General features: G+C 70.2%; 16 protein-coding genes. 3 read left to right on the top strand and 13 right to left on the bottom strand.

All coding sequences use genetic code 11. The features are described from left to right. Positions 1-71: 71 nt before the first annotated feature. The 3 genes from ilvC to ACIOD2_RS23875 are packed head-to-tail and all read right to left on the bottom strand — an operon-like array spanning position 72 to position 3,423. Positions 72-1,085, bottom strand: coding sequence for a ketol-acid reductoisomerase (ilvC, locus tag ACIOD2_RS23885; protein ID WP_323331932.1), 1,014 nt, complete (start codon positions 1,083-1,085; stop codon positions 72-74). Positions 1,086-1,118: 33 nt separating this feature from the next. Further along, a complete protein-coding gene (ilvN, locus tag ACIOD2_RS23880) occupies positions 1,119-1,625 on the bottom strand; it encodes an acetolactate synthase small subunit (protein ID WP_003080760.1) in 507 nt (168 codons plus the stop codon). 1 nt (position 1,626) lies between these two features. After that, entirely contained in the window at positions 1,627-3,423 is a 1,797-nt protein-coding gene (locus ACIOD2_RS23875) for an acetolactate synthase large subunit (RefSeq protein WP_400541810.1), read from the bottom strand. A gap of 425 nt (positions 3,424-3,848) precedes the next feature. Between ACIOD2_RS23875 and ACIOD2_RS23870 the strand changes: the two genes are divergently transcribed. Together ACIOD2_RS23870 and ilvD are read left to right on the top strand one after the other, a co-directional pair. Next, positions 3,849-4,298, top strand: a complete 450-nt coding sequence (locus ACIOD2_RS23870; protein WP_400541807.1) for a PH domain-containing protein — start codon at positions 3,849-3,851, stop codon at positions 4,296-4,298. A gap of 105 nt (positions 4,299-4,403) precedes the next feature. Further along, positions 4,404-6,248 (top strand): dihydroxy-acid dehydratase, encoded by a 1,845-nt coding sequence (gene ilvD, locus ACIOD2_RS23865; protein WP_400541804.1) that lies wholly within the window; start codon positions 4,404-4,406, stop codon positions 6,246-6,248. 569 nt (positions 6,249-6,817) lie between these two features. Here ilvD and ACIOD2_RS23860 read toward each other — a convergent pair. Beyond that, entirely contained in the window at positions 6,818-7,396 is a 579-nt protein-coding gene (locus ACIOD2_RS23860) for a DoxX family membrane protein (RefSeq protein ID WP_400541801.1), read from the bottom strand. A gap of 50 nt (positions 7,397-7,446) precedes the next feature. After that, positions 7,447-8,355 carry a 2-hydroxyacid dehydrogenase gene (locus tag ACIOD2_RS23855; RefSeq protein WP_400541798.1) on the bottom strand — a complete coding sequence of 303 codons (909 nt, stop codon included), beginning with the start codon at positions 8,353-8,355 and terminating at the stop codon, positions 7,447-7,449. 65 nt (positions 8,356-8,420) lie between these two features. On the opposite strand from ACIOD2_RS23855, the gene ACIOD2_RS23850 reads away from it, so the two are divergent. Further along, entirely contained in the window at positions 8,421-9,629 is a 1,209-nt protein-coding gene (locus ACIOD2_RS23850; protein WP_400541796.1) for a PQQ-dependent sugar dehydrogenase, read from the top strand. A gap of 191 nt (positions 9,630-9,820) precedes the next feature. Here the strand turns inward: ACIOD2_RS23850 and ACIOD2_RS23845 are convergent, their stop codons facing one another. The 8 genes from ACIOD2_RS23845 to gatC all read right to left on the bottom strand — a co-directional run bounded on the left by ACIOD2_RS23845 (position 9,821) and on the right by gatC (position 18,063). Further along, positions 9,821-10,960 (bottom strand): Gfo/Idh/MocA family protein, encoded by a 1,140-nt coding sequence (locus ACIOD2_RS23845; RefSeq protein ID WP_400541794.1) that lies wholly within the window; start codon positions 10,958-10,960, stop codon positions 9,821-9,823. After that, positions 10,960-11,712, bottom strand: coding sequence for a cupin domain-containing protein (locus tag ACIOD2_RS23840; protein ID WP_400541792.1), 753 nt, complete (start codon positions 11,710-11,712; stop codon positions 10,960-10,962). The genes ACIOD2_RS23845 and ACIOD2_RS23840 overlap by 1 nt, the downstream gene beginning before the upstream one ends. A 9-nt stretch (positions 11,713-11,721) precedes the next feature. Beyond that, the gene (locus ACIOD2_RS23835) at positions 11,722-12,639 is read right to left on the bottom strand and encodes a PmoA family protein (protein ID WP_400541789.1); all 918 of its coding nucleotides are present in this window, start codon (positions 12,637-12,639) and stop codon (positions 11,722-11,724) included. Continuing rightward, positions 12,636-13,745: a Gfo/Idh/MocA family protein gene (locus ACIOD2_RS23830; protein WP_400541786.1), complete on the bottom strand. Its 1,110-nt coding sequence runs from the start codon at positions 13,743-13,745 to the stop codon at positions 12,636-12,638. Before ACIOD2_RS23830 ends, ACIOD2_RS23835 begins: the two co-directional genes overlap by 4 nt. Before the next feature lie 457 nt (positions 13,746-14,202). Further along, positions 14,203-14,739 (bottom strand): hypothetical protein, encoded by a 537-nt coding sequence (locus tag ACIOD2_RS23825; protein ID WP_400541783.1) that lies wholly within the window; start codon positions 14,737-14,739, stop codon positions 14,203-14,205. An 8-nt stretch (positions 14,740-14,747) separates the two neighbouring features. Continuing rightward, positions 14,748-16,253: an Asp-tRNA(Asn)/Glu-tRNA(Gln) amidotransferase subunit GatB gene (gene gatB / locus ACIOD2_RS23820; RefSeq protein WP_400541780.1), complete on the bottom strand. Its 1,506-nt coding sequence runs from the start codon at positions 16,251-16,253 to the stop codon at positions 14,748-14,750. Then, positions 16,250-17,767, bottom strand: coding sequence for an Asp-tRNA(Asn)/Glu-tRNA(Gln) amidotransferase subunit GatA (gene gatA / locus ACIOD2_RS23815; RefSeq protein WP_400541777.1), 1,518 nt, complete (start codon positions 17,765-17,767; stop codon positions 16,250-16,252). Before gatA ends, gatB begins: the two co-directional genes overlap by 4 nt. Next, the gene (gene gatC, locus ACIOD2_RS23810; protein ID WP_247061885.1) at positions 17,764-18,063 is read right to left on the bottom strand and encodes an Asp-tRNA(Asn)/Glu-tRNA(Gln) amidotransferase subunit GatC; all 300 of its coding nucleotides are present in this window, start codon (positions 18,061-18,063) and stop codon (positions 17,764-17,766) included. Before gatC ends, gatA begins: the two co-directional genes overlap by 4 nt. Positions 18,064-18,219 lie beyond the last annotated feature (156 nt).

Here is an 18,219-nt window from a genome sequence, read left to right as displayed (position 1 = left end):
GCGTAACCACCCGGGCACCGAACGCAGTGAAGGGGACGCCCGGCCCGGACGTCCCCTTCACGGTGTGAAAATCAGGCGGTCTCGGTGATCGGCCGGTCCACCCACGACATCAGGTCGCGCAGCTTCTTGCCGGTCGCCTCGATCGGGTGCTGGTTTCCCTGCTCCTCGAGCTTGGTGAAGTTCGGCCGGCCGGCCTCGTCCTCGGCGACCCATTCGCGGGCGAACGTGCCGTCCTGGATCTCGCCGAGGATCTTCTTCATCTCTTCCTTGACCGCCGGCGAGATGACACGCGGGCCGCGGGTCAGGTCGCCGTACTCGGCGGTGTCGGAGATCGAGTAGCGCTGGCGCGCGATGCCGCCCTCGTACATGAGGTCGACGATCAGCTTCAGCTCGTGCAGCACCTCGAAGTAGGCGATCTCCGGGGCGTAACCGGCCTCGGTGAGCACCTCGAAACCGGTCTGCACCAGCGCGGACGCGCCACCGCAGAGCACGGCCTGCTCGCCGAAGAGGTCGGTCTCGGTCTCCTCGGTGAAGGTCGTCTTGATGACGCCCGCACGCGCGCCACCGATGGCCGCGGCGTAGGACAGGGCGAGCGCCTGCGCGTTGCCGGTGGCGTCCTGCTCGACCGCGATGAGCGCCGGGACGCCCTTGCCGTCGACGAACTGGCGGCGGACCAGGTGGCCCGGGCCCTTCGGGGCGACCATCGCGACGTCGACGTTCGCCGGCGGCTTGATCAGGTCGTAGCGGATGTTGAAGCCGTGGCCGAAGAAGATCGCGTCGCCGTCCTTGAGGTTCGGCGCGATGTCCTGCTCGTAGATGAAGCGCTGCTTCGTGTCCGGCGCCAGGATCATGATCAGGTCGGCCTCGGCCGACGCCTCGGCCGGGGTGAGCACACGCAGGCCCTGCTCCTCGGCCTTCGCCCGCGACTTGGACCCCTCGGGCAGGCCGATGCGGACGTCGACGCCGGAGTCGCGCAGGCTCAGCGAGTGGGCGTGGCCCTGGCTGCCGTAGCCGATGACAGCGACCTTGCGCCCCTGGATGATCGAGAGGTCGGCGTCGTCGTCGTAGAAGATTTCCACTGCCATGGGGGTTACTGCTTCCTTTCCTGACTTACTTCTTTAACGCGGTGATGTGGCGGTGATGGAACGGGCGCCCCGCCCCACCGCGACCATGCCTGACTGCACCAGCTCGCGGATGCCATACGGCTCCAGCATCCGCAGCAGCGCACCGATCTTGTCGGACGTCCCCGTGGCTTCGACGGTGAGTGCCTCCGGGGAGACGTCCACCACCTTGGCCCGGAAGAGCTGGACGGTTTCGAGGACCTGGCTGCGCACGGTGTTGTCGGCGCGCACCTTGACCAGCAGCAGTTCGCGCTGCACGGCGGTCGACTGCTCCAGCTCGACTATTTTGATCACATTGACCAATTTGTTGAGCTGCTTGGTCACCTGCTCGAGCGGTAGCTCTTCGACGGCGACCACGATCGTCATGCGGGACACCTCGGGGTTCTCCGTGGGCCCGACGGCGAGGGACTCGATGTTGAAACCGCGTCGGGAGAACAGGCCCGAGACGCGCGCGAGCACACCCGGCTTGTTCTCGACCAGGACACTCAGCGTGTGGACGCTCATCTCAGCGCTCACCTTCCCCAGCGGCTTCGGCGGCGGCCTCGGTCGTCTCCACCGAAACCTCGTCGTCGTCGAAAAGCGGCCGGATGCCCCGGACCGCCATGATCTCGTCGTTGCCGGTGCCGGCCGCGACCATCGGCCACACCTGGGCATCCTTCCCCACGACGAAGTCGATCACGACGGGGCGGTCGTTGATCTCCATCGCGCGGCGGATGGTCGCGTCGACGTCTTCCTTCGTCTCGCAGCGCAGGCCGGCGCAGCCCAGCGCCTCGGCCAGCAGCACGAAGTCCGGGATGCGGTGCTTGTGCGTGCCGAGGTCGGTGTTGGAGTACCGCTCCGAGTAGAAGAGGTTCTGCCACTGCCGCACCATGCCCAGGTTGCCGTTGTTGATGACGGCGACCTTGATCGGCGCGCCCTCGATGGCGCAGGTGGCCAGCTCCTGGTTGGTCATCTGGAAGCAGCCGTCGCCGTCGATCGCCCACACCGGGGTGCCGGGGACGCCGAACTGCGCGCCCATCGCCGCGGGCACCGCGTAGCCCATGGTGCCGAGGCCGCCGGAGTTGATCCAGGTGCGCGGGTTCTCGTACTTGACGAACTGCGCGGCCCACATCTGGTGCTGCCCGACGCCGGCGGCGTACACCGCGTCCGGGCCGACGAGCTGGCCGATCCGCTCGATGACGTACTGCGGCGACAGCGACCCGTCGTCCGGCCACTCGTAGCCGGCCGGGTAGTTGGTGCGCCAGTCCTCGGCCTGGGTCCACCAGTCGGTGAGGTCGGGCTTGCCGCCGTGGTCGAATTCCGACTGCACGGCGGTGATCAGCTCGCCGATGATCTCCTTGCAGTCGCCCACGATCGGGACGTCCGCCTTGCGGTTCTTGGAGATCTCGGCGGGGTCGATGTCGGCGTGCACGATCGCGGCGTCCGGCGCGAAGGACGACAACTGGCCGGTGACGCGGTCGTCGAACCGGGCACCGAGCGCGATCAGCAGGTCGGCGCGCTGCATCGCGGCGACCGCGGCGACCGTGCCGTGCATGCCCGGCATGCCGAGGTGCTGCGGGTGCGAGTCGGGGAACGCGCCGCGCGCCATCAGCGTCGTGACGACCGGGATGCCGGTCAGCTCGGCGAGCTCCTTCAGCTGCTCGTGCGCTTCGGCCTTGATCACGCCGCCGCCGACGTACAGCACCGGGCGGCGCGACTTCGCGATGAGCTTCGCGGCTTCGCGGACCTGCTTGCCGTGCGGGCGCAGCGTCGGGCGGTAGCCCGGCAGCCGCAGCTCGGTCGGCCAGGAGAACGAGGTCATCTCCTGCAGCACGTCCTTGGGGATGTCCACCAGGACCGGGCCGGGTCGGCCCGTGGACGCCAGGTGGAACGCCTCGGCGATGGTCCGCGGGATGTCCGCGGGGTCCGTGACGAGGAAGTTGTGCTTGGTGATCGGCATGGTGATGCCGCAGATGTCGGCTTCCTGGAACGCGTCGGTGCCGATCAGCGCCCGGCTCTGCTGGCCGGTGATGGCCACGACCGGGACGGAGTCCATGTTCGCGTCGGCCAGCGGGGTGACCAGGTTGGTCGCGCCGGGACCGGAGGTGGCCATGCAGACGCCGACCTTGCCGGTGGCCTGCGCGTAGCCGGTGGCCGCGTGGCCGGCGCCCTGCTCGTGGCGGACCAGGATGTGGCGGACCTTCGTCGAGTCCAGCAGTGGGTCGTAGGCCGGCAGGATGGTGCCGCCCGGAATGCCGAAGACCACCTCGGCGCCGACCGCCTCGAGCGAGCGCACGAGGGACTGCGCGCCGGTGACGCGCACCGGGGTTCCCGCCGGTGGCGCCGGCTTCGGACGTGCTCCGGGCGCGCCGGGCGTGGGGCCCGGCTTCGTCGGATTTGTGGCACTGGTCATCGGGTCTGCCTCGTGGGTCTCGGTGTCACTCGTTCGGGTCGGTTTTGTGCGGTGGGGCCAGGAATCTCTTGCCTCGGGCAACAAAAAACCCTCGCCGACCGTAAGGTCGCACGAGGGTCGCGCGTCGACGCAGCGGAAAGTCTTCCCTAAGCGTCGACGCGCTTGGGAAGTACGAGGCCGGTCAGCGGTGTCACGCTGGTGACGCTAGTCCGAAGGTCTCTCAAGTGTCAACTCTGCGGGATGGTGAGTCCGCATGGTGGACACCGGCGCGGCGCGTGTCACGTCCGCGCCGACCCGGTTCCCGGTGCTCGCGCCGGGCGGTGCACCATTTCGGCGTGGCCGAAAAAGAGCAGGACGAAGGCCGGAAGGCCGTCTTCCGCATCCCCCGCACGTCGTTCATGGCGATCGCGCTCCTCACCATCTGCGTGACGCCGATCGCGCTCGGGGAGATCCCGTACCTGCAGTGGCTCTACATCTTCCCGATCGCGCTGGCGGTGTTCGTGATCCGCACCCGCACCGTCGCGACCCGCAAGGGCCTGGAGACACGCACGATGTTCGGCCACCGCGACGTGCCGTGGTCGGCGTTGAAGGGCCTGGCGATCACGAAGCGGGCGCGCGTTCAGGCCGTGCTGACGGACGACACGAAGGTGCCGCTGCCGACGGTCCGCACCCGGCACCTGCCGGTGTTGTCGCTGGTGAGCGAGGGCCTGGTCGCCGACCCGAGCGGGCTGCTGGACGCGCAGGACGTCGAGCCCGCCAAGCCCCAGACGTCACCCAGCGAGTAACCCCACGGCGAGGCGGCCTCGCTGGAAGGTCTAAATTGGTAGGACCAGTTTCTGCGGAGCGTCCCCGACCTCCGCCTGGCCCACCATCCGACCTGGGAGTTCGCCGTGCCGCCTCTCCGTTCCCGGACCACCACCCACGGCCGCAACGCGGCGGGCGCGCGCTCGCTCTGGCGCGCCACCGGCATGACCGACAGCGACTTCGGCAAGCCGATCGTGGCGATCGCCAACTCCTACACGCAGTTCGTGCCCGGCCACGTGCACCTCAAGGACCTCGGCGAGATCGTCGCCGGCGCGGTCAAGGAAGCCGGCGGCGTCGCGCGCGAGTTCCACACGATCGCCGTCGACGACGGCATCGCGATGGGCCACTCCGGCATGCTCTACTCGCTGCCCTCGCGCGAGATCATCGCCGACTCCGTCGAGTACATGGTCAACGCGCACCAGGCCGACGCGCTCGTCTGCATCTCCAACTGCGACAAGATCACCCCGGGCATGCTCAACGCCGCGATGCGGCTGAACATCCCGGTCGTGTTCGTCTCCGGCGGGCCGATGGAGGCCGGCAAGGCCGTCGTCGTGGGCGGCGTCGCGCAGGCCCCGACCGACCTGATCACCGCGATCGCCGCGTCGGCGAGCCCCGAGGTCGACGAGGACGGGCTCGACATCGTCGAACGTTCGGCCTGCCCGACGTGCGGTTCGTGCTCCGGCATGTTCACCGCGAATTCGATGAACTGCCTGACCGAGGCTCTGGGCCTGTCGCTGCCGGGCAACGGTTCGACGCTGGCCACGCACGCCGCGCGCCGCGCGCTGTTCGAGGAAGCCGGCCGCACGATCGTCGAGCTGTGCCGCACCTGGTACGAAAACGACGACGCCTCGGTGCTGCCCCGCTCGATCGCGTCGAAGGCGGCGTTCGAGAACGCGATGGCCCTCGACATGGCGATGGGCGGCTCGACCAACACGGTGCTGCACATCCTCGCCGCCGCCCAGGAGGGCGAGGTCGACTTCACGATCGACGACATCGACGCGATCGGCCGCCGTGTCCCCTGCCTCTCCAAGGTGGCGCCGAACTCCGACTACCACATGGAAGACGTCCACCGGGCCGGCGGAATCCCGGCGATCCTGGGCGAGCTGTACCGCGGCGGCCTGCTCAACACCGACGTCCGTTCGGTGCACTCCCCCGACCTCGAATCCTGGCTGGGTTCGTGGGACATCCGGGCTTCGTCGCCTTCCGACGTTGCCGTGGAGCTGTTCCACGCCGCGCCCGGCGGAGTCCGCACGACGCAGGCGTTCTCGACGGAGAACCGCTGGTCGTCCCTGGACACGGACGCGGCGGGCGGCTGCATCCGCGACGTCGAGCACGCGTACACGAAGGACGGCGGCCTGGCCATCCTGCGCGGCAACCTCGCCGAGAACGGCGCGGTGATCAAGTCCGCGGGCATCGACGAAGAGCTGTGGCACTTCGAAGGCCCGGCGCGGGTGCTGGAGAGCCAGGAGGAAGCTGTGTCGGCGATCCTCAAGAAGGAGATCCAGCCGGGCGAGGTCCTGGTCATCCGCTACGAAGGCCCCGCGGGCGGCCCGGGCATGCAGGAAATGCTGCACCCGACGGCGTTCCTCAAGGGCTCGGGCCTGGGCAAGAAGTGCGCCCTGATCACGGACGGCCGCTTCTCGGGCGGCTCATCCGGCATCTCGGTCGGCCACATCTCCCCGGAGGCCGCGGCAGGCGGCCTGATCGCCTTGGTCGAAAACGGCGACAGGATCGTCCTGGACGTCCACGAGCGCCGCTTGGAACTGCTGGTGGACCCGGAAATCCTGGCGGAGCGCCGCTCGAAGATGGAGACCTCCGAGCGCCCCTGGCAGCCGAAGGAGCGCGAACGCCCGATCACGGCGGCCCTGCGCGCCTACGCCCGCATGGCCACCTCGGCCGACACGGGCGCGGTCCGCGACCCGAACAAGTAAGCCCTCAGCTGCGCGAAGGCCGTCCCGGTTCCGCTGGGGCGGCCTTCGCGCTTTCTGGACCCCGCCGGAGCCGCGCAGCCAGCTGCCCCTGGTCAACGGGGGGTGGCCTTCGCCCTTTCTGGACCACGTCGGAGCCGCCGGTCCTTTGCCAACGGAGGCGGGTCTTCGCGCTTTCCGGACCACGCCGGAGCCGCGCGGCCGAGCTGCCCGCCGCCGGCCGTCCCTGGTCAACGGGACCGGCCTTCGCAGTATCCGGGCTTGTTCCTCGATCAAGTCGACTTCGCGGCCGCCGACCCCGGCGCCGCGACCTTCGGCATCGCCGGTCCCGCCGCCGCGACCTCCTTCGGCATCACCGGCCACGACCACCGGCTGACCGACTACTCACCCGCCGGGTTCGCGCGTTCCGCGGGCGGCCACCCCTCACGCCCCGGGCGCCCTCCCCGCCGAATTCCCAGCCCAGCGCTGGGGGGACCCCCGTTTTCCACGCTACCGGCCGCCACCGACGAATCCGCGCCCAGCAGCCGAGTTGTCCACAGCCCGCGATCGCGACCAGGACTTGTCCACAGCCCCTATCGGGTCAGCACGATGACCACGACCGAAGCCGCGGCGGCCAGCAGCAGGCTCACCAGCCCCAGTGGCAGCGGCCGTCGACGCCACGGCGTGTTCCGCTCCAGCGAAATCGGCCCGGACCCGGTGAACAGCAGGCTCAACGCACTGAGACCCAGCACCAGCTCGAGTTCGAAGCCCTGGCCCTGTCCCTCGAAGAATCCACCGTGAAACTTCGCGTATACGGCGTTCGCGGCCACTCCCAGCAGGCCGGCCGCCGCCAGCGGCGTGAACAGCCCGACGACCACGAGCACCCCACCGCCGAGTTCGGTGATGCCGGTGATCCATGACAGCAGGGTCGTCTGCTTGTGGTAGCCGAACGTCTCGAGCATCCGCGCGAACCCGCCGATGCCCGGCCCGCCGAACAGGCCGAACAGGTGCTGCAGACCGTGCGCGCCCATGGTCACGCCGAGCGCCAGCCGCAGGATCAGCAGGCCGAGCCCCAGCCCGCCCTGGCGGGGACCATCGTTGGCCGGCCCGTTGTCCTCGACGTCCGACAGGAGGCTGGTGGGCTGCTGCGAGAAGTCGTCTGCACTGGTCACGCGCGAAGGGTAGGGGATCCGCGCTGGCCTGGCGAGGCAGCGCGCCGCGCTCAGTACTCCCCGTGCACCAGGTTGTCCGGCAGCTCACCACCGGCATACCGCGCGATCTCGGCCGCGGCGACGGCGTAGGACCGCCCCCGCACACCGCGCACGGTCCCGCCGATGTGCGGAGTCAGCAGCAGCCCCGGCACGGTCCACAGCGGGTGCCCGGCGGGCGGCGGCTCCGGGTCCGTGACGTCGAGCGCGGCCCGCAACCGGCCCGTGGTCAGTTCGGCGACCAGGGCGTCGGTGACCACGACGCTGCCCCGCGCGACGTTGACCAGCACCGCGCCGTCCCGCATCTCGGCCAGGAACGCGGCGTCCACCATCCCGCGGGTGCGCGAGGTCAGCGGCACCATCAGCACGACGGCGTCGTGGAGCCCGAGCAGCCCGGGCAGCTCCTGGACGCCGTGCACGCCCTCCCGGGCGGTCAGCCCGACCATGGTGCAGCGCGCGTCGAACGGCTCCAGCCGGCGCCGCAGGTGCTGCCCGAGGTCGCCGGCCCCGATGACGAGCACGCGTTTGCCCTGCAGCGTGTCGGCCGTCTGCCGCGCCCAGCGCCCTTCGCGGCGGGCGTCGGCGAAGACGTCGAACTTGCGATAAATCGACAACAGCGCGGCGACGACCCATTCGGCGGTGCTGCCGCCGTGCGCGCCCCGGCAGGTGGAGAGCAGGACGCCGTCGGGCACGTTGCCGATCCAGTCCTCGGCACCGGCGGACAGCAGCTGGATCAGCTTCAGGTTCGGCAGCGTGCGCCACAGCTCGTCGCCGGCGCGGTGCTTGCCGGGGATGAGCACCTCGGCCTTCCCGGCCTCCGGCGGCACCGGCTCGCCCCACTGATAGCGAACCGGGAGCACGCGCGGCACCTCGGCCAGCACAGACAGCCCTTCGTCGTCGGGCACCAGCACGGTCAGCGTCATGATCGCCACGGTAATCGAGGAGTACTCACCCATGGTTCACGCACCGGCACCTAGGCTTGGGGATCATGCGAACCCCGTACCGGTCGGCTCTGCTGGCGATCCTGGCTTGTGGCGCCCTGCTGCCCGCCAGTTGTGCGCGGTTCGACGACACCGCGGCGGGCCAGACGTTCAGCCCCGCCCCCGTGGCCAGCCCCGAATCACCCCCCGAGGTCCAGGGCCCGGGCGCGGACTCCGGCGGCGACGGCAGGCAGAGCCGCCCTGGCCAGCCGTCCGCGACGATCCCGCCGCCGCAGGGTTGCAAGGATTTCGACGAGACGGTGATCGCGACCTGCCTGGACACGGTGGCCGCCGTGGCCGGCCTGCCGGGTGACGGTTCCACGCCGAGCGCCCTCGCGGGCGAGCGCAAGAGCGGCCGCGTCATGCTGGCCACCGCCGGCAAGGACGCCACGGAGTTCGCGAAGCTCGACGTCCAGGCGGACGGCGACGGCGGTCTGACGGGCCTCGCCCTTTCGCCGTCGTACGTCGAGGACCAGCTCGTGTTCGCTTACGTGACGACGGCGGCGGACAACCGCGTCGTCCGCTTCGCGAAGGGCCAGGCGCCGAAGCCGGTGCTCACGGGCATCCCGAAGGGCGCGACCGGCAACCGCGGCACGCTGGCGACGGACAACCGCGGTGCTCTCCTGGTCGCGACGGGCGACGCGGGCAACCCGAACGCGGCGGCCGACCCGGCGTCGCTGGCGGGCAAGGTCCTGCGGATCGACACGTCCGGCAAGGCCGCGGCGGGCAACCCCAGCGGAGCTTTGGCGGTGGCCGCGGGCCTCCACGCCCCCGGCGGCCTCTGCGCCTCGGCCGACGGCGGCCGTGTCTGGGTCACCGACCGGCTCGCCGACAAGGACGCCCTGTACCGGGTCCAGGCCGGCCGGCCGCTCACGGCCCCGGCGTGGACGTGGACGGACAAGCCGGGCGTGGCGGGTTGTGCGGATTTCGTCGACGCCAACGGCTCGGTCTCGGTGGGCACGTCCCTGGCCGGCAACCTCCAGAACCTTCCGGTGACGGCCGACGGCGCGGTCAGCGGCAAGCCGACGATCAGCCTCGACGGCAAGACGGGCAAACCGCCGGTCACGTACGGCCGCCTCGCGGGGATCAGCATGATCAACCCGCAGATGGCCGTGGCGGGAACGGTCAACAAGGACGGCGGCTCCCCGGTCTCGAGCGACGACCGGGTGGTCCTGATCACGCCGTCCACCTCCGGCGGCGGCAACGGCAAGGACTGATCTGGGCGACGCGAGTCGCGGTTGTCGTCACTTCCCCGACAACGCCTCCGACCTTGCGATCGGCCGGTTCCAGCCTGTGGTCGCCAACCCGTTCACGCCCGTCGTCGTCTCGACGACAACGTCGCCAACCGCGCCGGGCCACGGCCGGTCCCGGCTTCACCGGAGACGGGCGCACAGTCCCCACCGACCGGTCAGGCCAGCGGCTTCAGCTCGACCCGTCGTCCCTCCGCCGACGACGTCAACCCGGCCTCGGCGAGCTGCAACCCACGCGCGGCCGAGAAGAAGTCGTAGCGATGTTGCCTTCCGGCGACCACGTCACGCACGAACTCCTCCCACTGCACCTTGAACCCGTTGTCGAACTCCACGTTGTCCGGCACCTCGGCCCACTGCTCGCGGAACGTCTCGGTCGCGGGCAGATCCGGATTCCACACCGGCTTGGGCGTCGCCGAACGGTGCTGCACCCGGCACCGCCGCAGCCCGGCAACCGCGCTTCCCTCGGTGCCGTCGACCTGGAACTCGACCAGCTCGTCCCGAAACACCCGCGTCGACCACGACGAGTTGATCTGCGCGATCGCCCCCGATTCGAGCTCGAAGATGCCGTACGCGGCGTCGTCCGCGGTCGCCGCGTACTCCTCGCCCTGCTCGTCCCACCGGCGCGGGATGTGCGTGGTCGCTTTCGCGGTCACGGCCGCAACCCGGCCGAAGAGGTTCTCCAGCACGTAGTTCCAGTGGCAGAACATGTCGAGCACGATCCCGCCGCCGTCTTCGGCGCGATAGTTCCAACTGGGCCTCTGTGCATCTTGCCAGTCGCCTTCGAACACCCAGTAGCCGAAATCGCCGCGAACGGAAAGAATCCGCCCGAAAAAGCCGCCATCCACCAGTCGCCGCAACTTCCGCAGCCCGGGCAGGAACAGTTTGTCGTGCACGACGCCGTGACAGATCCCGGCGTCCCGCGCCAGCCCAGCCAGTTCCAGCGCCGCCGGCAACGTCTCGGCCAACGGCTTCTCGGCGTAGACGTGCTTGCCCGCGGCGATCGCCGCGCGCACCGACGGCTCACGCGCCGACGTCAGCTGCGCGTCGAAGTAGATCTGCACGTCGTCGAGTGCCGAGCCGACGTCGGTGGTCCACGCCGTCAGGCCGTGCCGGTCGGCGAGCTCCTTGACCTTGGCGGCGGTGCGCCCGGCGAGGATCGGCTCGAGCTGCACCCGGGTGCCGTCCGGCAGCGCCACCCCGCCCTGTTCGCGGATCGCCAGTACCGATCGCAGCAGGTGCTGCCGGTACCCCATCCGGCCGGTGACCCCGTTGAGCAGCACTCCGATGGTCTGGTTCATCAACTACGGCCTTCCACGTCGATGGCTGGGTCCCCGCCGTACGGCGCGGTCACACCGGGTATGTCGTATTCGGCGCGCCGGCCGCACATGCCGTAGCCGTCGGGATTGGACGGCGTCGCGACCCGGACCCCCGACTGTTCGAGGTGGCTCCCGTCGCCGTCGGCGAGCGCCTTGAGGTGCGCGCCGGTCAGTTCGGCCGCCTTCAGCGCCCCGGCCTGCCACCTCGGCACCCACTCCCCGATCTTCGGCGCGACGAGCGCCACGGCCGCTCGATGGAACGCCCGCAACGGCTCCGAGTCGCCGTCCAGCAGCGCCTCCCGCAGCGGCAAGTAGCCACGGATCGCCAGGTCACGGCGTCGCCGAGCCGCGTCGTCGGTTTTCGGCAACATCGCGGCCTCGGCGTAGGCGGCGGGGTCGGCGAGCACCGTGGGCGGAAAGGTGAACACGGCGTCGCCGGCCTCGGGCAGGCCGCTGTTCTGCATGAGCACGGTGACGCGCAGGTCCCCGCCCTGCACCATCCGGTGCACGGTGCCCGGCGCGAACCACGCGATCACCCCGGGCTCCAGCGCCGTCTCGTCGTAGCCGCCGACGCTCAGCGTCTGCACCGCGCCACGCCCACCTGTGACGACGTACGCCTCGGTGCACGCGAGGTGCAGGTGCGGACTGCCACCGCAGACGCCGTCTTCGGCCGCCCAGTCGTAGGCCCGCAGGTGGGAGACGCCGATACCACCCGGAAGGGGGAATTCGTCCATGACTGCCTTTCAGAACCCGTGGGTGTCGAGATAGCCGGTGACGCGGTCGCGATCCCAGGCGCCGTCGGCGACGACGACCCGGTATCGGTAGGCGAAGCTCTCCCCCGGCGGCAGGGCGAATTCCTCGAAGAAGGCCCACGAGATCGCCACGGTCGGCGTGTCCCGGGAACGGACGAACCAGTGCGATTCGTGGATGGCGGCGTCGTTCTCGGGCGCGTGCGCGAACACGAGCGTCGAATGCGCGTCGACGTCGTCGTGTTCACCGACAAACGCCAGCCAGGGCGCCTGCCGGCCCATCATCTCCTCGCCGCCCAGCTCGCCCGGACCGAGGATGCGGCCGCCGCTGAAGTCGCGCGGCCCGCGCCAGTGCAGCCCGGTGTACCCGGCCATCTCGCGGCCGGCGGTGGTCGGGCTGCCGAACTCGAGCGGGGTGTCGCGGATGTTGGTCAGCTCGATCGCCCAGTCGATCGCCCAGGCTCCCTCGTCCGGCTCGACCGAGTGGACAACGATGTCGCGTCGCTCCCGAGCCCACTCCTCGCCGCTGTTGGCGACCCAGGTGAGCTGCTCGGTGAAGGTCAGCCGATCGCCGTCTACGGTGAAGCCGGCGAACCCGTCGTGCCGCATCGAGCCGACGCGTTCCGGCAGGTCCTGGTACCAATCGCCGGGCACGTAGGTGTGGCCGCCCCAGAAGTTCTGCCCGGACAGGTGACTCGACGTCATCTGCAGGCCCTTGTGCCAGCGGTGGTCGGCGGGGCGATACCCGCTGACGCGCCGCCCGCCCAGGGTGCGCAGCGGGTGGGTGTAGGGCTTGCGGGACTCGTAGGCCACGGGGTCGGGCTTGTACACATAGGACATCAGCTGGACCCCGCCGGCTTCGACGGCGACGTGGTCGCCGTGCCGATGGGTGACGATGATCGCCGCACTCACACCCGCGCTCCTTCCCTCTCGACTTGTTGACCGATGCCGGCCATCGACCGGTAGAAGGGATCACCTGGCACGATCTCGCCCCGGCGCACCCCGGTTCCGGTGAAAGCCGACTTGTAGAGCGCCGCGACGAGCTCCAGCACCTGCCGGCCGTCCGCTCCGCTACATGGCGGCCGCCGCCCGGCCCGGTAGGCGGCCAGGACCGGCGCCAATGCGGCGGTGTGCGAACTGGCGACGTCGTCAGGCGGGCTGGACCAGCGCGTCGTCCGATCGGCGACCACGTGCGGCGCCGGGGTGTAGCGCCAGTCCTTGCCGCGGTAGCCGTAGAGGTGGGTGAGCTCGACCGTCGCGTTTTCGCAGTCGATCCGGATCCGGCTCACCTCGTCCGGGGACAGCACGCTGTTGACCACGGTCGCCAGCGCGCCCGACTCGAACCGGACGAGCGCGGTGGAGACGTCCTCGGTCTCGACGTCGTGCGCCAGCCTCGCGGTCATCGCCCGCACCTCGGCCCAGTCGCCGAGCAGGTGGAGCAGCAGATCCATCTGGTGGATCCCGTGGCCCATCGCCGGACCGCCGCCCTCGGTCGCCCACTTCCCCCGCCACGGCACGGCGTAGTAAGCGGCGTCGCGGTACCAGGTCGTCTGGCAGTGCGCGACGAGCGGCCGGCCAAGCTCCCCGTCCGCGAGCAACGTCCGGAAGTGCCCAGCGGCGGACCCGAACCGGTGCTGGAACACGAAAGCGGCGTATGGCCCACCTTCCCGTTCGGCAGCGACGATCTCGTCGTACTCCGCAAGCGACCGGCAAGGCGGTTTCTCACACCACGCCCAGGCCCCGCTCTCGAGCACCTTTCTGACCTGCTCGACGTGCAGCCCGGGCGGAGTACAGACGGAGACGAGGTCGGGCTCCTGCTCGGCAAGCAGGGTGTCGAGGTCCTGATAAGGCGCAGCGCCCACGGCCTCGGCACAGAACGCGGCGGCGCGCGTTTCGTCAACATCCGCGACGGCCACCACATCGACGTCGTCACGGTGAGCTTCGTAAGCAGCCCAGTGACTTTTCGCAATCCCACCAGCACCGACGACGGCGACGCGTAAGCGCTTTCCGTTGGGCACCCCGGACCTCCTCCCTCGGCGACGACGTCCGGCAGACAACTCCACGCTCCCCGCAGCGCGGGCCCTTCGACCGTCGCAGAAAGCGCTTTCTCATGCAACAGCCCCCTACACTGTCAACGTTGTCAGCGCCTGGCGCACAACCGGAACGGACGAGACCTGACCCGAGCGTGATCCACCGGCCGCGGCGGCCCAGGCACTTGCCGCAGAAGCTGTGTCCGGAGATCACCGGCTCTCGCCGCGCAAGGCGTTTCGCGGGCCATAAGGACGTCCACGGGCATGGAAAGGCCGAGCCGCCGGCTCTTGTCGTGCTGGCTGGACTCCCGGCTCGTGCGTACAGCCACACTCGCGGTATCCCACGAGCCGACCTCTCGGGCCCTGGCGGGTCATCGAGCCAGCCGCCACGGTCCGTCTCATCGAGCGTCAGCGGCGGTTACCCGCGAGAAGGCACCTCGGCCGTTCAGCGGCTCTTGTCGCGCAGACTACGTTTCCGCGGCTGCCGGCTTTCGGCGCGCATCGCCCGCATGTCCAGAAAGGCAACCACGCCGGACGCGACCGCGGCGAACATCCCGAGGAACCGGCCGAAGCCTGGGCCGATGGCGATGCCGGCGGCGTCGAAGATGCCGCGCTGGTCAGCGTCGAACTCCCAGTCCAGCGTGAGCCACCCGATCACCATCAGCAGCACCGACGCCGCGGCGACGACCAGCCACAGGTGCGGCAGGCCGCTGATCCGCACCCTCCGGACTCGCCCGAAAACGACAACGACCAACCCGGCCAGCAGCAACGGCAGTGGCGGGCACCAGGCGAAGAAGCTCGAGTCCCACGCGTCGCGGACGACCTCGTTGTGCGGCAGCGTCGAGAGGATGTCCTCGATGTCCGGCTTGTTGGTGCTGAGCGTGGTCCACGGCAGGAACGTCGAACCCAGCGCGAGCAGCCCGGCCGCCAGGCCGAGCCACTCGCGCCAGGTGACGCTTTTGACGGAAAACGGCTGTGTCATGAAAGCGGTCAGGAACCGACGCGCTCGATGATCAACTCGCGGACCCGCTTGGCGTCGGCCTGCCCCTTGGTCGCCTTCATGACCGCGCCGACGATCGCGCCCGCCGCGGCCACCTTGCCGCCGCGGATCTTCTCCGCGACGTCCGGCTGCCCGGCCAGGGCCTCGTCGATCGCCGCGAGCAGCGCCGAGTCGTCCGAGACGACCTTCAGCCCGCGCTTCTCGACGACCTCTCGCGGCGAACCTTCGCCGGCGAGCACGCCCTGGACGACCTCCTTGGCGAGCTTGTTCGTCAGCTCGCCGGACGTCACCAGCCCGATGACCTCGGCCACCTGCGCCGGGCTGATGGCCAGATCGGCCAGTTCGACCTCGCGGGTGTTGGCCTCCTGGGCGAGCGTGTTGACCCACCAGCCGCGGGCCTCGTCCGGCGTCGCGCCGGCCTCGACCGTGGCCGCTACGAGGTCCACCGCGCCGACGTTCAGCAGGTCACGCAGGGCTTCGTCGGAAAGCGACCACTCCTGCTGGATCCGCTTGCGACGCTCGGACGGCATCTCCGGCAGCGTCCCGCGCAGCTCCTCGACCCACTCGCGCGACGGCGCGATCGGGACCAGATCGGGCTCCGGGAAGTACCGGTAGTCCTCGGCGGTCTCCTTGGTGCGGCCGGCCGATGTCGAGCCGTCGGCCTCCTGGAAGTGCCGGGTCTCCTGCTTGATCGTGCCGCCGTCGGCGAGGATCGCCGCCTGCCGCGTCATCTCGTAGCGCACCGCGCGCTCGACGCTGCGCAGCGAGTTGACGTTCTTCGTCTCGGTGCGGGTGCCGAACTCGGTCGCGTCCTTCGCCATCAGCGAGATGTTCGCGTCGCAGCGCAGCGAGCCCTGGTCCATCCGGACGTCGGACACGTCGAGCGCGCTCAGCAGGTCCCGCAGCGCGGACACGTACGCACGCGCGACCTCGGGAGCCCGCTCGCCGGTGCCCTCGATCGTCTTGGTGACGATCTCGATCAGCGGCACGCCGGCCCGGTTGTAGTCGAGCAGCGAGTGCTCGGCACCGTGGATCCGGCCGGTGGCGCCACCGACGTGCAGCGACTTGCCGGTGTCCTCCTCCATGTGCGCGCGCTCGATCTCGACGCGCACGATCTCGCCGTCGTCGAGCGTGACGTCGAGGTAGCCGTTGAACGCGATCGGTTCGTCGTACTGCGACGTCTGGAAGTTCTTCGGCATGTCCGGGTAGAAGTAGTTCTTCCGGGCGAACCGGCACCACTCGGCGATCTCGCAGTTCAGCGCGAGGCCGATCCGGATCGCACCCTCGACGGCCTTGCCGTTGACCACCGGCAGCGCACCCGGCATGCCGAGGCAGGTCGGGCAGACCTTCGTGTTCGGCTCGCCGCCGAACTCGTTGGCGCAACCGCAGAACATCTTCGTGTTCGTGTTCAGCTCGACGTGCACTTCGAGCCCGAGCACCGGGTCGAAGCGTTCGATGACGTCGGCGTAGTCCATCAACTCGGCCACGGCAGTCACTTCGTTCCTCCCAGCTCCGGGATCTTGTGGACCAGCGAGCCACTAGCGGCGGCGTCGCGGGCGGCCTCGTAGGCGGCGCCGACCCGGTAGAGCCGGTCGTCGGCGAGCGCCGGGGCCATGATCTGCAGGCCGACCGGCAGGCCGTCCTCGTCGGACAGCCCGCTCGGCACGCTCATCGCGGCGTTGCCGGCCAGGTTCGACGGGATGGTGCACAGGTCGGCGAGGTACATCGCCATCGGGTCGTCGACGCGCTCGCCGATCTTGAACGCCGTGGTCGGCGTCGTGGGCGAAACGAGGACATCGACCTTCTCAAACGCCGAAGCGAAGTCACGCGTGATCAGCGTGCGCACCTTCTGCGCCGAGCCGTAGTACGCGTCGTAGTAGCCCGACGACAACGCGTACGTGCCGAGCATGATCCGGCGCTTGACCTCGGCGCCGAAGCCCTTCTCGCGAGTCAGCGACATGACCTCTTCGGCGCTGTGCGTGCCGTCGTCGGCGACGCGCAGGCCGTAGCGCATGGCGTCGAACCGGGCGAGGTTCGAGGAGCACTCGCTCGGCGCGATCAGGTAGTACGCCGGCAGCGCGTAGGTGAAGTGCGGGCAGGACACCTCGACGACCTCGGCACCGAGCGCGCGCAGCTGCTCGACCGCGGCTTCGAAGGACCGCAGGACGCCCGGCTGGTAGCCGTCGCCGCCGAACTCCTTCACGACGCCGACGCGGACGCCGGACAGGTCGCCGTTGGCACCCTGCCGGGCCGCGGCGACGACCGGCGGAACCGGCGCGTCGATGGACGTCGAGTCCATCGGGTCGTGCCCGGCGATGACCTCGTGCAGCAGCGCGGCGTCCAGCACCGTGCGGGCGCAGGGCCCGGCCTGGTCGAGCGACGACGAAAAAGCGACGAGCCCGTAGCGCGACACGCCGCCGTAGGTCGGCTTGACGCCGACGGTGCCGGTGACCGAGCCGGGCTGCCGGATCGAGCCACCGGTGTCGGTGCCGATGGCGAGGGCAGCCTCAAAGGCCGCGATCGACGCCGACGAGCCACCGCCGGAGCCGCCCGGGATGCGGGCGTGGTCCCACGGGTTGTGCGTCGGGCCGTACGCCGAGTTCTCGGTCGACGACCCCATGGCGAACTCGTCCATGTTGGTCTTGCCGAGAATCACGACACCGGCTTCGCGCAGCTTGCGCGTCACGGTCGCGTCGTACGGCGGGATCCAGCCCTCGAGCGTCTTCGACCCGCAGGTCGTCGGGATGCCCTCGGTGGTGAGGACGTCCTTCAGCGCGAGCGGCACGCCGGCCAGCGGCGACGCGGGTGCCTGACCTGCGGCGATGCCCTCGTCGACGGCCTTGGCCGCGGCCAGCGCGCCCTCGGTGTCGACGTGCAGGAACGCGTGGACGTGGTCGTCCACCTCAGCGATCCGGTCCAGGTGGGCCTGGGTGACCTCGACCGCGGACACCTCGCGCGTGTGGATCTTCTCCGCCAGCTCCGCGGCGGTCAGCTTGATCAGCTCGGTCACTGCTCTTCCCCCAGAATCCGCGGCACCCGGAACCGGCCCTCTTCGGCGGCCGGCGCGCCGGCCAGGGCCTGCTGCTGCGTGAGCCCGGGACGGACGACGTCCTGCCGGAAGACGTTCGTCAGCGGCACGGCGTGCGACGTCGGCGGCACGTCCTCGGCGGCGACCTCGCTCACCTTGGCCACCGAGTCCAGGATCTGGTCGAGCTGGCCGGCGAAGACGTCGATCTCGTCGTCGGTCACGGCCAGCCTGGCCAGCTTCGCGAGGTGCGCGACCTCGTCTCGGGAAATGTTGGGCACGCGGGTGACTCCCGGGTTGTGCTGTGCGGGTTGTCTCGGAAGCTGCAAGTCTATGGTGGCGGCGTGGGCGGACTCGACTGGGTTACGCCCGGCGCAAACCGAGTGCCGTCCGGCGACACCGACGTCCCGCCCGGCGGACAGTGGGTCCCGCGGGCC

Source organism: Amycolatopsis sp. NPDC088138 (assembly GCF_044741685.1).
Classification (GTDB): domain Bacteria; phylum Actinomycetota; class Actinomycetes; order Mycobacteriales; family Pseudonocardiaceae; genus Amycolatopsis.
Note: the sequence above shows the minus strand (reverse complement) of the source record. Positions and strands in the feature narration are given on the sequence as shown.

What these genes read in the sequence shown, in the direction of transcription:
- ilvC (WP_323331932.1), bottom strand. Translation starts at nt 1,085, where the DNA reads ATGGCAGTGGAAATCTTCTACGACGACGACGCCGACCTCTCGATCATC.
- ilvN (WP_003080760.1), bottom strand. Translation starts at nt 1,625, where the DNA reads ATGAGCGTCCACACGCTGAGTGTCCTGGTCGAGAACAAGCCGGGTGTG.
- ACIOD2_RS23855 (WP_400541798.1), bottom strand. Translation starts at nt 8,355, where the DNA reads ATGACGCTGACCGTGCTGGTGCCCGACGACGAAGGGCTGTCTGTGCTG.
- ACIOD2_RS23850 (WP_400541796.1), top strand. Translation starts at nt 8,421, where the DNA reads ATGCGAACCCCGTACCGGTCGGCTCTGCTGGCGATCCTGGCTTGTGGC.
- ACIOD2_RS23845 (WP_400541794.1), bottom strand. Translation starts at nt 10,960, where the DNA reads ATGAACCAGACCATCGGAGTGCTGCTCAACGGGGTCACCGGCCGGATG.
- ACIOD2_RS23840 (WP_400541792.1), bottom strand. Translation starts at nt 11,712, where the DNA reads ATGGACGAATTCCCCCTTCCGGGTGGTATCGGCGTCTCCCACCTGCGG.
- ACIOD2_RS23825 (WP_400541783.1), bottom strand. Translation starts at nt 14,739, where the DNA reads ATGACACAGCCGTTTTCCGTCAAAAGCGTCACCTGGCGCGAGTGGCTC.